This is a genomic window from Mycobacterium sp. GA-0227b, from assembly GCF_001499855.1.
Taxonomy (GTDB): Bacteria; Actinomycetota; Actinomycetes; order Mycobacteriales; family Mycobacteriaceae; genus Mycobacterium.
This window is the reverse complement of the sequence record NZ_LQIK01000023.1, coordinates 449512-465163: the sequence shown is the minus strand read 5'-3', so window position 1 is coordinate 465163 and position 15652 is coordinate 449512. Positions and strand designations below refer to the sequence as shown.

Annotated in this window: 15 protein-coding genes; 11 read left to right on the top strand and 4 right to left on the bottom strand. The window is 67.3% G+C overall.

Going from position 1 to position 15652, the window contains the following annotated elements; all coding sequences use genetic code 11:
• Positions 1 to 1560: thioesterase domain-containing protein (locus AU185_RS15810; RefSeq protein ID WP_156425538.1), on the top strand; the 1560-nt coding region annotated here is incomplete at its 5' end.
• A 43-nt stretch (positions 1561 to 1603) separates the two neighbouring features.
• Positions 1604 to 2278, top strand: a complete 675-nt coding sequence (locus AU185_RS15805) for a methyltransferase family protein (protein ID WP_059099545.1) — start codon at positions 1604 to 1606, stop codon at positions 2276 to 2278.
• A 180-nt stretch (positions 2279 to 2458) separates the two neighbouring features.
• Here the strand turns inward: AU185_RS15805 and AU185_RS15800 are convergent, their stop codons facing one another.
• The 3 genes from AU185_RS15800 to AU185_RS15790 all read right to left on the bottom strand — a co-directional run bounded on the left by AU185_RS15800 (position 2459) and on the right by AU185_RS15790 (position 6121).
• Positions 2459 to 3700, bottom strand: coding sequence for a glycosyltransferase family 4 protein (locus tag AU185_RS15800; RefSeq protein ID WP_156425536.1), 1242 nt, complete (start codon positions 3698 to 3700; stop codon positions 2459 to 2461).
• 109 nt (positions 3701 to 3809) lie between these two features.
• Positions 3810 to 5345 (bottom strand): 1,4-alpha-glucan branching protein domain-containing protein, encoded by a 1536-nt coding sequence (locus tag AU185_RS15795; RefSeq protein ID WP_059099546.1) that lies wholly within the window; start codon positions 5343 to 5345, stop codon positions 3810 to 3812.
• On the bottom strand, positions 5342 to 6121 hold the full coding sequence (locus AU185_RS15790; protein WP_059099547.1) for a class I SAM-dependent methyltransferase: 780 nt from the start codon (positions 6119 to 6121) through the stop codon (positions 5342 to 5344). Before AU185_RS15790 ends, AU185_RS15795 begins: the two co-directional genes overlap by 4 nt.
• A gap of 195 nt (positions 6122 to 6316) precedes the next feature.
• On the opposite strand from AU185_RS15790, the gene AU185_RS15785 reads away from it, so the two are divergent.
• From AU185_RS15785 to mnmA, 7 genes are all read left to right on the top strand, one after another.
• The gene (locus AU185_RS15785) at positions 6317 to 7108 is read left to right on the top strand and encodes an electron transfer flavoprotein subunit beta/FixA family protein (RefSeq protein ID WP_059099548.1); all 792 of its coding nucleotides are present in this window, start codon (positions 6317 to 6319) and stop codon (positions 7106 to 7108) included.
• 48 nt (positions 7109 to 7156) lie between these two features.
• Positions 7157 to 8113 carry an electron transfer flavoprotein subunit alpha/FixB family protein gene (locus tag AU185_RS15780; RefSeq protein ID WP_059099549.1) on the top strand — a complete coding sequence of 319 codons (957 nt, stop codon included), beginning with the start codon at positions 7157 to 7159 and terminating at the stop codon, positions 8111 to 8113.
• A 90-nt stretch (positions 8114 to 8203) separates the two neighbouring features.
• A complete protein-coding gene (locus tag AU185_RS15775) occupies positions 8204 to 8950 on the top strand; it encodes an SDR family oxidoreductase (protein WP_059099550.1) in 747 nt (248 codons plus the stop codon).
• A gap of 99 nt (positions 8951 to 9049) precedes the next feature.
• Entirely contained in the window at positions 9050 to 9901 is an 852-nt protein-coding gene (locus AU185_RS15770; protein ID WP_059099551.1) for a GNAT family N-acetyltransferase, read from the top strand.
• On the top strand, positions 9898 to 10728 hold the full coding sequence (locus tag AU185_RS15765; RefSeq protein ID WP_059099552.1) for a lysophospholipid acyltransferase family protein: 831 nt from the start codon (positions 9898 to 9900) through the stop codon (positions 10726 to 10728). The genes AU185_RS15770 and AU185_RS15765 overlap by 4 nt, the downstream gene beginning before the upstream one ends.
• 44 nt (positions 10729 to 10772) lie before the next feature.
• Positions 10773 to 11969 (top strand): cysteine desulfurase family protein, encoded by a 1197-nt coding sequence (locus AU185_RS15760; protein WP_059099553.1) that lies wholly within the window; start codon positions 10773 to 10775, stop codon positions 11967 to 11969.
• Positions 11969 to 13036 (top strand): tRNA 2-thiouridine(34) synthase MnmA, encoded by a 1068-nt coding sequence (gene mnmA / locus AU185_RS15755; RefSeq protein WP_059099554.1) that lies wholly within the window; start codon positions 11969 to 11971, stop codon positions 13034 to 13036. The genes AU185_RS15760 and mnmA overlap by 1 nt, the downstream gene beginning before the upstream one ends.
• Before the next feature lie 5 nt (positions 13037 to 13041).
• Here the strand turns inward: mnmA and AU185_RS15750 are convergent, their stop codons facing one another.
• Positions 13042 to 13686, bottom strand: a complete 645-nt coding sequence (locus AU185_RS15750) for a sensor domain-containing protein (RefSeq protein ID WP_059099555.1) — start codon at positions 13684 to 13686, stop codon at positions 13042 to 13044.
• Between the two features lie 59 nt (positions 13687 to 13745).
• Here AU185_RS15750 and AU185_RS15745 point away from each other — a divergent pair, with 59 nt between their 5' ends.
• Positions 13746 to 14756 carry a uroporphyrinogen decarboxylase/cobalamine-independent methonine synthase family protein gene (locus AU185_RS15745; protein WP_059099556.1) on the top strand — a complete coding sequence of 337 codons (1011 nt, stop codon included), beginning with the start codon at positions 13746 to 13748 and terminating at the stop codon, positions 14754 to 14756.
• 89 nt (positions 14757 to 14845) lie between these two features.
• The gene (locus tag AU185_RS15740; RefSeq protein ID WP_059099557.1) at positions 14846 to 15529 is read left to right on the top strand and encodes an alpha/beta fold hydrolase; all 684 of its coding nucleotides are present in this window, start codon (positions 14846 to 14848) and stop codon (positions 15527 to 15529) included.
• The last annotated feature ends 123 nt before the right edge of the window (positions 15530 to 15652 follow it).

The window sequence follows — 15652 nt, the reverse complement described above, 5'->3', positions numbered from 1 at the left end:
GTCGGCAACTCGCCGACCACCCCCGCCGGCACCGGGGTGGGGGTCGGGTATTGGCGGCGGGCTTCGTTGACCGGGGCACGGTTTGTGGCGTGCCCGTTCGGTGCGCCGGGGCAACGGATGTATCGCAGCGGGGATCTGGTGCGTTGGCGCGCTGATGGGCAGCTGGACTATCTGGGCCGCGCTGATGAGCAGGTCAAGATCCGCGGGTATCGCATCGAGCTCGGCGAGATCCAGACGGCGCTGGCCGCCCTGGAGGGGGTGGCCCAGGCGGCGGTGATCGCCCGCGAGGACCGCCCCGGGGACAAACGCCTGATCGGCTATATCACCGGCACCGCCGACCCGACCGAGGTGCGGGTCCGGCTGGCTGAGCGGTTGCCGGCCTACATGGTTCCGGCCGCGGTGGTGGGGATCGACCACCTGCCGTTGACCCCCAACGGCAAACTCGACACCCGCGCGTTGCCGGCCCCTGACTACCAGGATGGCGATCGGTACCGGGCCCCGGTGACCCCGACCGAGCAGATCGTGGCCAACATCTACGCCCAGACCCTGGGCCTGGAGCGCGTCGGCGTCGAAGACTCCTTCTTCGACCTCGGCGGCGACTCACTACAGGCAATGCGCCTGATCGCCGCCATCAACACCACCCTCAACACCAACCTCGCAATACGCACCCTCTTCCAAGCACCCACCGTCAGAAGCCTGAGCGAGCAGCTGGGCAGGGATTCCAGCCGGGTCGAAATTGTTCCCATTGAAGCCTTGAAGGACGGCGCCGGCCTTCCGCTGTTCTGCATTCATGCCGCTAGTGGGCTGAGCTGGCAGTACCAGTCCCTTGGTAATCGCTTGGACTGCCCGATCATCGGAATTCAACAAATCTTGCAGGACGGAGAAACCGAACCCCGGTCAATTCGCGATATGGCAAGAAACTATGCCGACAGGATCCAAGCGGTCGACCCGACGGGGCCGTACCGCCTTCTCGGCTGGTCTCTCGGAGGCGTCGTTGCCCATGAAATCGCCATCGAGCTCCAACGACGCGGACACGTAATCGCACAGCTTTTCCTTCTCGACGCTCAGCCCAGTATCGATAGAGGCGTCACCCCACCCGACGGCGCTTTGATCGAGGAGCGCGTACGCGAAGAAGTCTTGCGATTTTATCGAATAGGCATTCCCGAACAGAATGAGTCGCTTGGCTATGAGCGGATAGAAGAACTGATTCGCGAACGAGGAGCAGTCGAATCATCTCGATACGAACAGTTCCTGGAATTTTTCGTTCAGAATTTCAATACGAACATGGCGCTGTATCGAGATCACGAACCGCGCGTCTTCGACGGTGACGTAGTGATCTTCTCCGCCGAAAGAAATGAGCGCGATCGCAGTTCGTCTCTTCTGGCGAGTTGGCGACCCTACGTTGCTGGCGACGTCGCGGTGTACGCCGTCGACTGTACGCACCACGAGATGCTGACTTCCGAATCGATCAGCAAGTACGGCAGCCAACTCGAACACTCATTGGTCGATGAGCATCCCAACAGTACGGCGGACACACCTATCCACGACCTTCCGGCATAGCGATGGGCGCCGCAACTTCCGGCATCAACGACAAGGAGCACCCGTGAAAATCATTTCTCAGGCGGTGGTATTGAGCGTTGTATGGCTGGCCGTCGCGGGCTTGTTGTTGTTCTTGCCGGCCGGCACGTTCAATTACTGGCAGGCATGGGTTTTGCTGGCGGCGCTGGTCGTCCCGACGTGGATCCCCGGCATCTACTTGCAGCGTACGAATCCCGCGGCGCTTCAGCGCCGGACGCGTGGGGGGCCGACGGCGGAGACGCGGATGGTGCAAAAGGTCGTTGCGGGTTGCGCATGGTTGACCGCCGCGGCGATGTTCGTGGTCAGCGGCCTCGACCACCGCTTCGGGTGGTCGGATGTACCAACCGCGATCTGCCTGGTTGGTGCTGTTCTGGTGGCGGCAGGAGTTGGTGTAGCGATGCTGGTGGTCATCCAGAACAGCTACGCGGCCGCAACCGTCCAGGTGGAAGCAGGCCAGAAACTCGTCTCCACCGGTCTCTACGGGCTGGTGCGGCACCCCATGTACAGCGGCAGCGTGATGATCATGGTGGGCATCCCCCTTGCGCTCGGGTCCTACTGGGCACTCGTGTTCGTCATACCCGGGCTCGTTGTATTCGCTTCGCGCATCCACGACGAGGAGAAATTGCTCCAGGAAGAGTTGGACGGCTACCGCGAGTACATGCGAAAGGTTCGCTTTCGCCTGGTGCCATGCATGTGGTGAGAGCCCTAACCTTGCCTCAGCGCTGGTGAGCTTCTCGCGGACCATTCGGTGAGAGGGTGCCTGTCAACACTGGCCGGAATCCGCGTCACGCGCACGCCGCTGGTTCGACACCGAGACCTGCGCTGGACGGCGTCTGACCTGGTATTGAAAAGCATATGGTGACCGCGCCGACCATCTGGTCTAGCGACCCGGTAGCGCGTGCTCGACGATCGCACGGCGTCGGTGCGGCTCGCGTTCCCGCCGTTTGGCGGCCAGGTACACCTGAGCGGTTTCCTCCGCGATCGTGTGCCATTCGAAATCGGAGGTCAGCCGTTCACGGGCGGCGATTGCGCGTCGCTGGGCGGCTTCCGGATCGTCGAGGACCGAGCGCACTGCCGCGGCGAGCGCGGCCACATCCCGCGGGGGATACGAGACGCCGGTCTGACCGTTGATCACCGCTTCCCCCAAACCGCCGGCGTCCGAGGTGACCAACGGAATCCCGGTGGCCGCCGCCTCCAGCGCCACGATGCCGAACGGCTCGTAGTGGCTGGGCAGGACGGCGGCGTCGGCGGTGTGCAGCAGCCGCACCAGCGCGTCGTGATCGAGGTGGCCGGCGAACGACGTCGCCTTGAGCACCTTGTGTTTTCGCGCTTGTTCGACGAGCCAGTCCTGTTGTGTTCCTTCGCCGGCGATGGTCAGCGTCGTCCCGGGATGAGTACGCCGGATACGGGGCAGCGCAGCGATCGCGTCGTGAATGCCCTTCTCGTACTCGAGGCGGCCCACGTACAGCAGCTGTGCGGGTCCCGTGCGGGGCGTGCGTTCGGCGAAAGGCCAACGCGCGACGTCTATTCCGTTGCGGATGACACGGGTCTCGACCAAGCCGGGGCCGAACAGCTCGGTGATCTCGTCGCTCATCGACCTCGAACACGTGATGAGTGAGTCGGATTCGTGCACCATCCAGGACTCCAGGGCGTGCACCTGTCGGCTGATGCGGCCCGACACCCATCCCGAATGCCGGCCCGCCTCGGTGGCGTGAATGGTCGAAACCAGTGGTACGTCGAAGTATTCGGCGAGTGCGATCGACGGATGGGCGACCAGCCAGTCGTGTGCATGCACCACGTCGGGGCGCCACGACCGACCGCGCCGATCCCGGATGCCCAGGCCCGCGCGGACCATCGCGTGACCCATGGCCAACGTCCAGGCCATCATGTCGCTGCCGAAGTCGAACTCGTGCGGGTCCTGCGCCGCCGCGATGACACGCACCCCCTCGGCGATGTCATCGGTCGACGGATGCGTGCTGGGATCGGTGTTCGTTGGTCTACGGCTGAGGACGACGACTTCGTGGCCGGCCTCGGCCAGCGCAGTCGCCAGGTGATGGACATGGCGTCCGAGCCCGCCGACGACGACCGGCGGGTACTCCCACGACACCATCAAGATCTTCACGGTCGCTCGGCTCCTGCCGAGTGACCCGAAAATGCACGCATAACGCGGCGTGTCGGTGTGCAGGGCCCACCGCTTGCGAGGGGAACACGGTCGCTCGCGAAACTGTGGGTCATCGCGGTAACCGCCTGGCGTCGAGCGCGCCGAAGAGGCCGTCGGCGCGGTTCCAGCCCGCGGCGAGACGCTGGGCCTGCTCGTCGCGGCCGGACGCAAGGGCGTCGACGATCTCACGGGTCGCGTGGGCGTGCAGATGCGCGCGGTAGCGCGCGTAGTCGGCCGCGGAATCCTTGCTGACCATGAACGGCCAGTCGCTGGACACGGTGAGCAGGGTCTCGCGGAGGATCTGGTCGGCGACGAAATCGCGAGGGGCGGGTGCGCCGAACGACCCGGCCTTCCCGCCGAGCGCCTTGTCGACAGTGGTCAGCGCACTGTCGACGACCTCGGTGTTCAACTGCACCAGGTCGGCGACCTGCTCGCCGGCCCACACCTGCCAGTCCTTACCGGAACCCCAAGAGCTGGGCGGCAATTCGACCGGCGAGCCGATGAAACCGTCGCACTTCGCGTCGGCCAGCGTGCCGACGCGCACACCGGCGTCGGGCAGTGCGCGCAGCACCCGCTCGAGCCATACGGGGCCCTCGTACCACCAGTGGCCGAACAATTCGGTGTCGAACGCGGCGATGACGTGCGCGGGGCGTCCGATGCGTTCGCTCTCGTCGCGCAGGCGCTGCCGGACCACCTCGACGAAATCGGCGACATGGGAGTCGATTGCGCGGTCGGCACGCTCGGGGTCGTACGGCGCCTTCGCCTCCGATGGCACATTGCGGCCCGTCACCCTGGCCGGCTTGAGTCCGGTGGTGTGGTCGTAGGTGTGGAAGTCGCGGTAGGCGGCGTGCCCCGGATAACCCGACTTCGGCGACCACACCCGGTAGCTGACCTGAAGATCCCGGCCGAACGCGACGACGTCGGAGGCAGCGACCGGGCGGCCCAGCGCCGTGTCACCGTGCAACGACGGTCCGTCGACCATGAAGTGGCCGATTCCCGCTGCGGCGTAGTCACTCTCCATCCCCGGCGCGTAAGCGCATTCCGGGGCCCAGATGCCGACGGGGGTGTGGGCGAAACGCAGTCGGGCATCGGCGAGTCCCTCGCGCAGGGCGAACTCGCGCAGCCGCGGGTTGAGCAGCGGCTGGAACGGATGACTCAGCGGTCCGCCGAGCAGCTCGATGATGTCGGCGTCGATCAGCTCGCGCAGCAACGGGCTGCCGCCGTGGGACCACAACGTCGCGAAGTCGTCGATTGCCTGCCCGGCTTCGGCATGCTCACGAAGGCCCAACTGGCGCAAGGGATCCCCGAGCGTGGTCGCCTCGAGTGCCCGCAGCTGCCAGTTCGCCAGCCAGTGATGCATACCCGTGAGGCAGTACGGGTCGTCGAGTTGCGCGGTCACCACCGGCGTCATGCCCAGGGTCAGTTGGTGCCGGCGGCCTTCTGCTGCCAGCGTCCGCAGCACCCGCATGAGCGGCAGGTACGCCGCCGACCACGACTGGTAGAGCCATTCCTCGCCGACGGGCCAGCGGCCGTGATGAGCCAGCCACGGCAGATGCGTGTGCAGGACGAAGGTGAACAGCCCCGGTACGGGTTCCGCAGAAGTCACGGCGACACCGCGATCGCCACCAGGTCCAGGCTGTCATCAATATCGGGGCTGTTGCGGTCGCTGGCGTCCACCAGATCGAAGTCGTCGCTACGCACCGACGCCACGTCGGCGAGCAGGTCTTCGGGCCACGGCGCATCGGCCAGCGCGCGGGCGATCTGGGCGTCGATGAGCGATCCACCGTGCCGGGCGTCGAGCTCGACGAGCCGCGGGCCGTGAAAGACACCGAGCATCGCCTCCACCGAAAAACCGGCCGTGGTCAATAGTTCGGTCAACTCGGCGGCATTGAGCTCACGGGTGTGAAACGGGTTGATCGGCGTATCGCGACCGGGGGAGAAGGTGATCCGGTTGGGCGTCGAGATCAACAGGGTGCCGCCGGGACGCAGCACACGCAGGCATTCGCGCACGAATTGCCCCTGATCCCAGAGGTGTTCGATGACCTGAAAGTTGACGACGACGTCCACCGAACCGTCGTCGAGCGGTAGCTCGGCGAGGTTTCCCTGGCGCATGTCCACCCGCGGATACCGTGCGCGGACGTGGGCGACCGCCGACTCGTCGTAGTCGAGACCGATCACGCGGCGGGCCACATCGGCGATCAGGTCGGCGCCGTAGCCCTCACCGCAGCCCGCCTCGAGCACCTCGCGCTGCGCGCAGCGTTCGGCCAGCCGCTCATAAACGACCTCGTGGCGGCGGAACCAGTAGTTCTCCTCCGCCAGCCCCGGAACCGTGCGTTCCCCGGTCAGGGGGAGGTCCGGACCGTCGGTAACAAATGCGCTCATTGCAAGGCAGGCTAACGTGAATCGGCCCACAGACGAACGGTTCACCGCCTACGTGCTGCTAGAACACGAACTTCGACCCGCTATGGTGTTCCTGCGAACCACCGCAAGTTACCGACGAGTAACATGGTGGTGGTTGCTCAAAGCGTGGTATTGCGGGCCGACCATCGGTCCCTTCGAGGAGGACGAACCAGACTCATGACGAACATCGTGGTCCTGATCAAACAGGTCCCAGACACCTGGTCGGAGCGCAAGCTGACCGACGGCGACTTCACCCTCGATCGGGAAGCCGCCGACGCGGTGCTCGACGAGATCAACGAGCGCGCGGTCGAGGAAGCGCTGCTCATCAAGGAGCGGGAAGGCGGCGAAAGCACTGTGACAGTGCTCACGGCCGGTCCCGAGCGCGCCACCGAGGCCATCCGTAAGGCGCTGTCGATGGGTGCCGACAAGGCCGTGCACCTCATCGACGACGGCATGCACGGCTCGGACATGGTCCAGACCGGCTGGGCCCTGGCCCGCGCGCTGGGCACCATCGAGGGCACCGAACTGGTCATCGCCGGCAACGAGGCCACCGACGGCACCGGCGGCGCGGTTCCCGCGATCATCGCCGAGTACCTGGGCCTACCGCAGTTGACGCACCTGCGCAAGGTCACCGTCGAGGACGGCAAGGTGACCGGCGAGCGCGAGACCGACGACGGCGTGTTCACCGTCGAGGCGCCGCTGCCCGCCGTGGTGAGCGTGAACGAGAAGATCAACGAGCCCCGCTTCCCGTCCTTCAAGGGCATCATGGCCGCCAAGAAGAAGGAAGTCACCAAGCTCACCCTCGCCGAGATCGGTGTCGAGGCCGACGAGGTCGGTCTGGCCAACGCCGGATCGAAGGTGCTCTCGTCGACGCCGAAGCCGCCCAAGACCGCGGGCGAGAAGGTGACCGACGAAGGCGACGGCGGAACGAAGATCGCCGAGTACCTGGTCGCTCAAAAAATTATCTAGCAGATCATTCCTTCTGACTTCCGAACACAAGAGACGAGAGAAACACTCATGGCTGAAGTACTCGTGCTCGTTGAGCACGCCGAAGGTGCGCTGAAGAAGGTCACCTCGGAGTTGATCACCGCGGCTCGCAAGCTCGGCGAGCCCTCGGCCGTCGTCGTCGGCGCGCCGGGCACCGCACAACCGCTCGTCGACGGCCTGAAGGCCGCCGGCGCGGCCAAGATCTACGTCGCCGAGTCCGACGACGCGGACAACTACCTGATCACCCCGCAGGTCGACGTGTTGGCCTCGTTGGTCGAATCCGCCTCGCCCGCGGGCGTGCTGCTGTCTTCCAGCGCCGACGGCAAGGAGATCGCCGGGCGCCTGGCGGCCCGCATCGGTGCCGGTGTGCTGACCGACGTCGTCGACGTCCAGGAGGGCGGCAAGGGCATCCACTCGATCTTCGGTGGTGCATTCACCGTCGAGGCCGAGTCCACGGGTGAGGTCCCAGTGATCACGCTGCGCGCCGGGTCCGTCGACGCCGAACCCGCCGACGGTGCCGGCGAGGTCGTCGACATCGAGGTCCCCGCGCAGGCGGAGAACGCGACGAAGATCACCAAGCGCGAGCCCGCCGTCGCGGGCGACCGCCCGGAACTGACCGAGGCCACCGTGGTCGTCTCGGGCGGCCGCGGTGTCGGCAGCGCCGAGAACTTCAGCGTCGTGGAGGAACTGGCGGACTCGCTCGGTGGCGCCGTCGGTGCCTCGCGTGCGGCCGTCGACTCCGGCTACTACCCGGGCCAGTTCCAGGTGGGCCAGACCGGCAAGACGGTGTCGCCGCAGCTGTACATCGCGCTGGGCATCTCGGGTGCGATCCAGCACCGCGCCGGCATGCAGACGTCCAAGACGATCATCGCGGTGAACAAGGACGAAGAGGCGCCGATCTTCGAGATCGCCGACCTCGGCATCGTCGGAGACCTGTTCAAGGTCACCCCGCAGCTGACCGAGGCGGTCAAGGCCCGCAAGGGCTGATCGAGGCCGATTCGCGCTACGCAAACCCCGGTGCATCGCGCACCGGGGTTTGGCGTATCTGGACGGCTCACAAGGCGGACAATCTCCGACATGAAGATCACGGTTATCGGGGCCACCGGGCAGATCGGTTCGAAAGTGGTCGACCTGCTGCGCGCGAACGGTCATCAGGTGACCGCGGCATCGCTGTCCACGGGCGCCAACGTCGTCACCGGCGAGGGTCTCGGCGAAGCGCTGTCGGACGCCGATGTCCTTGTCGACGTGGTGAATTCACCGTCCTTCGACGACGGCCCGGTGATGGATTTCTTCACGGCATCGTCGACGAACCTGGTGGCGGCCGCCCACGACCGCGGCATCGGCCACTATGTGGCCCTGTCGATCGTGGGATGCGATCTGCTGCCCGACAGCGGCTACATGCGCGCCAAGGTCGCCCAGGAGAAGATCGTCGCCGAGTCGGGGCTGCCGTACACGATCGTTCGCGCGACGCAGTTCCACGAATTCGCCGAGGCGATCGTCGGATCGCTGATCGTCGACGGGGACGTGCGGGCACCGGACGGACGCATTCAGCCGATCGCGGCCGCCGACGTCTCCGCTGAGGTCGCCCGTGCGGCCGAGGGCCGACCGGTCAACGGTGTCCTCAACGTCGGCGGCCCCGACAAGATGAGCTTCGCCGACCTCGCGCGTGCCGTGCTGGCCGCGCAGGGCGCCGATACGCCCGTGGTCGTCGACGCACAGGCCACCTACTTCGGCACCCGCGTCGACGACTCGAGCCTCGTCACCGGCGAGGACGGGGTGGTGTCGAGCACGCGGTTTTCTGACTGGCTTTCCACGAGTCGCTGATCGCAGGCGCGCTGTGCGCGACCAATTCGTCACCTAGCGCTCACAGACACGTCATGCGCCCGATGCCACTTGTCGATGCGACTGGGCGACCGTGCAGCCATGAGCACTGCTTCTGTACTCATCGCCCCGGACGAAATCGACCACGGGCGGGCGGCTTCTTCCACGCCCGTGCCCCGCTACACCCTGCTGCTGTCGACGGACGCCACGCTCATCGAGACCGCGCAGCGTCTGCGCCACGAGGTGTTCACCTCCGAACCCGGATTCGCCCTGCAAGGCACCAGCGACGGCTTGGACGCCGACCGCTTCGACGAGCATTGCGACCACCTGCTGGTGCGCGAGGAGGGCTCCGGCGAGCTGGTCGGCTGCTACCGGATGCTGCCGCCGGCGGGCGCGGCCGCCGCCGGAGGGTTGTACAGCGCGACCGAATTCGACGTTCGCGGGCTCGATCCGTTGCGTCCCGGCCTGGTCGAGATGGGCCGGGCGGTGGTGCGGGCGGATCACCGCAACGGCGCGGTGGTGCTGCTGATGTGGGCGGGGATCCTGGCGTACCTCGACCGGTGCGGCTATGACTACGTGACCGGATGCGTGTCGGTACCGGTCCGGGGCTCCGACGGCCAGGTGCCCGGAGCACAGATCCGCGGTGTGCGCGACTTCGTCCGTCGCCGGCACGCCGCCCCGGCGCAGTACACCGTGCATCCCTATCGGCCTGTGACCGTGGACGGCAGACGGCTCGACGACATCGAGCCACCCGCCCGGGTGGCAGTGCCCGCATTGATGCGGGGATATCTGCGGCTCGGCGCGCAGATCTGCGGTGAGCCGGCGCACGATCCCGACTTCGGGGTCGGCGACTTCCCGGCGCTACTCGACAAACGTCGCGCCGACATCAGGTACCTGCGCAGGCTGAGGACCGTCGGCGCGGCCACCGCCGCGGCCGACGGGATCGCGTCGTGAGCACCGCCAACGGCTGGGTGCCGCGGGCGGCGTGCGACGCGAGCTGCGTCAGCGCCGGGGCCGGCCAGGCCGGTCGGCGGGTGGTCGTCACTTGCCGTGCCGCGCTACGTCTCGCCTTCGCGGTCATGCTGCTGGCGTTCGCGCCGCTACTGGCGGTCCCCGCCCCGGGCCGTTCCGGCCTCCAGCGCGGCTATTGCCGGCTCCTGTTGCGTGGCCTCGGCGTGCGAACCACGGTGTCGGGCGGACCCATTCGCAACCTCAGCGGCGTTCTGGTGGTGAGCGGACACGTGTCCTGGGTGGACATCTTCGTGATCGGCTCGGTACTGCCGGGACGGTTCGTCGCGAAATCAGAACTCATCAACTGGCCCGGTCTCGGCGTGCTGGCCCGGCTGTTGAAGGTGATACCGATCGAGCGGGGCAATCTGCGGCGGCTCCCCGATGTGGTGGACACCATCGCGAGCGGCCTGCGCGCGGGCCAGACCGTCGTGGCCTTTCCCGAGGGCACCACCTACTGCGGCCTGGGCTACGGCCGGTTCCGGCCCGCGATGTTCCAGGCCGCCGTCGACGCGGGACGGCCGGTCCAACCGCTGCGGCTGAGCTACCACCACCGCGACGGCAGGGCGTCCACGGTCGCGGCGTATGTGGGCGACGACACACTGCTCGCGTCGATCCGCCGCCTGATCACCGCGAAGCGCACCGTGGTACGGGTGCAGGTCGAGTCCCTGCAGCTGCCCGGTGCCGACCGTCGTGACCTGGCAGCCCGCTGTGAGCGCGCGGTGCGCGGCGACACCACGCCACGCTCGGCCGGTCACGCGCTCGCGGCCTGAGCGAATCGGGGGCCGACCGGGTCGGCGGCTATTCTTGACTGGTTATGACCTCGGACAAGCCGGTCTACCTCGATCACGCCGCCACCACGCCGATGCACCCCGCTGCCATCGACGCGATGACGGCTGCGATGGCCACGGTCGGCAACGCATCATCGCTGCACGGCACCGGCCGCGCGGCGCGTCGGCGGATGGAGGAGTCGCGCGAGACGCTGGCCCAGCTGCTCGGCGCGCGCCCGTCGGAGGTGATCTTCACCGCGGGCGGCACCGAGAGCGACAACCTGGCCGTCAAGGGCATCTACTGGGCGCGCCGGGATGCCGACCCGCACCGAAGGCGCATCGTGACCACCCCGGTCGAACACCACGCCGTGCTCGACTCCGTCGAGTGGCTGGTCGAGCACGAGGACGCCGAGGTGACCTGGTTGCCCGTCGAACAGGACGGCTCGGTGACGGCGGCGGCGCTGCGGCAGGCGTTGCAAGATCACGACGACGTGGCAGTGGTGTCGGTGATGTGGGCCAACAACGAGGTCGGCACGATCATGCCGATCGCCGAACTTGCGGCCGTCGCAGCGGAATTCGATGTGCCGATGCACAGCGACGCTGTCCAGGCGGTCGGCCACATTCCGGTCGACTTCACGGCGAGCGGATTGTCGGCGATGAGCATCGCCGCGCACAAGTTCGGCGGTCCGACCGGGATCGGCGCGTTGCTGCTGCGCCGCGACACCGCCTGCGTGCCGCTGCTGCACGGCGGAGGTCAGGAGCGCGACGTTCGTTCGGGCACACCGTATGTTGCCGGCGCCGTCGCGATGGCCGCGGCGGCGAAGGTCGCGGTCGAAGGGCTGGAGACCAACAGCGTGCGGGTTTCGGCGCTGCGTGACCGCTTGGTCGAGGGTGTGCTGGCAACCATCGCCGACGTCGACCTCAACGGGGCGACGGGAGCCGACCGGCTGCCGGGCAATTCGCACTTCACATTCCGCGGCTGCGAAGGTGACTCGTTGTTGATGCTGCTGGACGCCAAGGGTATCGAGTGCTCGACAGGGTCGGCGTGCACCGCCGGTGTCGCGCAGCCTTCGCACGTACTGATCGCAATGGGTGCCGACCCGGTGAGCGCGCGCGGTTCGCTACGACTTTCGTTGGGCCACACCAGCACCGAGGACGACGTGAACGCTGCGCTCGCGGTGCTCCCCGCCGCGGTGGACCGTGCCCGGCAAGCCGCCCTGGCCAGTTCGGGGGTGGTCGACTGATGAAGGTCCTCGTGGCCATGAGCGGTGGTGTCGACTCGTCGGTCGCCGCCGCCCGGATGGTCGACGCCGGCCACGACGTGGTCGGTGTGCATCTCGCGTTGTCGGCCGCGCCGGGCACCTTGCGCACCGGATCTCGCGGTTGTTGCTCGAAAGAGGACGCCGGCGACGCGCGCAGAGTTGCCGATGTACTCGGTATCCCTTTCTACGTCTGGGATTTCGCCGACCGCTTCAAAGAAGACGTCATCGACGACTTCGTGTCCTCCTATGCGCGCGGCCAGACCCCGAACCCGTGTGTCCGGTGCAACGAACGGATCAAGTTCTCCGCGTTGGCAGCCCGAGCGCTGGCGCTGGGTTTCGACGCCGTGGCCACCGGTCACTATGCGCGGCTGTCCGAGGGACGGTTGCGGCGTGCGGTCGATGCAGACAAGGACCAGTCCTACGTGCTGGCCGTCCTGACCGCAGAACAGTTGCGCCACGCCGTGTTCCCGGTCGGAGACACGCCCAAGCCGCAGATCCGCGAGGAAGCCGCGAGCCGCGGTCTTGCGGTCGCCGACAAGCCGGACAGTCACGACATCTGCTTCATCCCCTCCGGCGACACACGCGCGTTCCTCGGCACCCGGATCGGGGTCCGGCGGGGCTCGGTGGTCGACGCTGCGGGCACGGTGCTGGCCGAACACGACGGTGTGCACGGGTTCACCGTCGGTCAACGCAAAGGGCTGGGCATCGCAGGGCCCGGTCCCGACGGGCGGCCGCGCTATGTGACCGAGATCGACCCCGACAGCGCGACGGTGTGCGTCGGTGACGCCGCCGATCTGGACGTGTGGACGTTGGCCGGTGAGCGGCCGATCTTCACCTCCGGTGTCGCGCCCACGGGCCCGGTGGAATGCCAGGTGCAGGTCCGCGCGCACGGCGGCCTCGGCGACGGGGTGGCCGCGCTTCGCGACGGATTGCTGACCGTCGACCTGCGCGCTCCGCTGCGCGGTGTGGCACCCGGTCAGACCATGGTGCTGTACCGCCCCCACCCCGCCGGCGACGAGGTGCTGGGCAGCGCGACGATCACCCGATAGCCGCGCTATTCGGGCACATTGGCGAGGATGTTCGTCATGACGATCTCGGGCACGGAGTCGGGGAACCGGCATGCGGTCACCTCCACCAGCACGACCGACTTCACCCGGTAGTCGCGACCGCAGGCGCCTGCCGGGCGGGTTTGCAGGATGTCAGCACCGATCGTCCAATCGCCGACGAACATCGACCCCAAAGCCGTTGCGCTGCACCCCTCCACGAGGGCGGCTAGATCATCGAAAGCCCGGCGCGCGGTCATGGCGTCGCGGTAGGCGGCCGCGCCCTCGGAGATGAGCCCGCCGTCGGGCGGGTGCTGGAAGGTGGTCTTGCGGAACTCCTCGACGTCGGGTCCGAACGTCTGGGTTTCGGCGAAGATCCATTGGCATTGCGGGGGAGTGGTCTCGGCCAGGGGCTCGATGTCGACCGGAGTCTTGCCGTCCATGGTCGGGATGATCGTGAGATCCTCGCCGGCACCGGTGATTGCGCGCATCTGCGACTGGTCGAGCATGATCGTTTCGACGTCGATCGGCGACAGCGAGTCGTCGTCGATGCCGGGGACGGCGCGAATCGCGTGACCACTGATGCTCTGCGTGCACGCTGCCGTGAGCGCCGCCGTCGCACACCCCAGCACGATCGTCCTCAGCACTGCGGGCATGTGCGTCCTTCCCCAACCCTTCCGGACCGAGATTAGCCCGATCGAATACTGTCAAACGAGTGAATGCCTTCGCCGCAGCCACCGGCATCGGGTCGTGGCCGGGGACGTCGCCACGCGAGGCCGCCGAGATCGTGATCGGCGAATTGCACACCTTGCCGCATCTGCCCGAATTGCCGGGCCGCGGCGTGGGCGCCGACATGATCGGGCGGGCCGCGGCGCTGCTTGTCGACATCGGCATGGACACCGTCCCACGCGGCTATCGGATCGCGTCGGGCCGCACGGCCGCGGCAAGGCGGGCGCTGAGCCTGCTCGACGAGGACCTCGACGCGCTCGAGGAGGCCTGGGAGAAGGCGGGTTTGCGTGGCGGAGGCCGCACCGTCAAGGTCCAGGCGCCGGGTCCCGTCACACTTGCGGCGCAATTGGAGCTCGCCAACGGCCACCGCGCGCTCACCGATCCCGGCGCGGTGCGTGACCTGGCCGCCTCGCTGGCCGACGGCGTGGCAGCGCACCGGGCACAGGTCGCGCGCAGGTTGGACGCGGCGGTCGTGGTGCAATTCGACGAGCCCCTGTTACCCGCCGCGCTGCAGGGCCGGTTGACGGGGGTGACCAGCCTGACGCCGGTGCATCCGGTCGACGAGCCGGTGGCCGTCGGCCTGCTCGACGAGTGCGTCGCCGCGGTGGGCGCTCCCGTGGTGTTGCACAGCTGTGCATCGGGTGTGCCTTGGAAAGCGTTGCAGCGCAGCGATGTCGATGCTGTCTCCGTTGACACGACCACTCTTGTCGCCGCCGACCTCGACGGTATCGGTGAATTCGTCGACGCGGGGCGCACTGTGATGTTCGGCGTGGTGCCCTCGACGGCTCCGGACGGCCGACCGTCGGTCGAAGAGATCGCCCGGGCCGCGATCTCGGTGACCGATCGGCTGGGCTTCACCCGTTCCGTGCTGAGCGAGCGCATCGGCATCACGCCGGCGTGCGGCCTGGCCGGCACCACCGCCGAGTGGGCACGCGCCGCGATCGGATTGGCGCAGAAAACGGCGGACGCCTTCACCGAGGATCCCGACGCTGTATAGATAGCGAACATTCGATCAGTCCATTACTCATCCGGAACGCTTCTCCCCGTTCGACACTTGGGACATGGGCAGGAGGGTGGCGGTAGCTGATGGGCATTGACGGTGTGGTGCTCGTGCACGGCGGTATGTGCACGTCGAAGTGCTGGGATCCGGTCGTGCCCGAACTGCGTATGCCCGTAATCGCCGTTGACCTCTCGGGCCGCGCCGGACACCCAGCGGATCTGGCCACCGTTACCCTCGACGGCTGCGTTGGCGCCGTCATCGACGCCGCCGACGAGGCGGGGTTCGGCCGGTTCGCGCTCATCGCCCATTCCCTCGGCGGCGTCACCGCGACCCAGACCGCATGGCGGCACCCCGATCGGGTTGCCCAGCTGATCTATATCGGCGCGCTCATCCCAGGACCGGGTGTGGGAGGGTCGGTGACCCAGAGCGGTGCTCAGTGGCCGGCCGGTCAGGTCGTGACGATCGAGGAGCCCATCGCCAGAGCGATCTTTGGCAATGACATGGACGACGCCCAGTGGGAGACGACCTTCGCCGCGTTCGTCCCCGACTCCGAGCGTCTCTTCAACGCTCCACTAAGCGGCTATCCCGACGGCGTGCCTACGACGTATATCGCGATGACCGACGACGTGGCCGTTCCGCCGCCGCTGGTCGAGCAGATGCTGGTTAATGTCGGTCAGGTCGACTATCGGACTCTCGACGCCGGCCACATGGTGATGGTCACGAAGCCGCGCGAACTCGCGGCAATTCTCAACGACGTGATTGCGACCTAGCCCGCCGAGATCTGCGATATGGCTGTGATTCGCGAGAATTCACGACCCTGACGCAGAAATCGACGGCGCGAAGTAGACAAAAGCGCCGGCCCGAAAGGAAACGCAACCAAATGGTTGCATTAA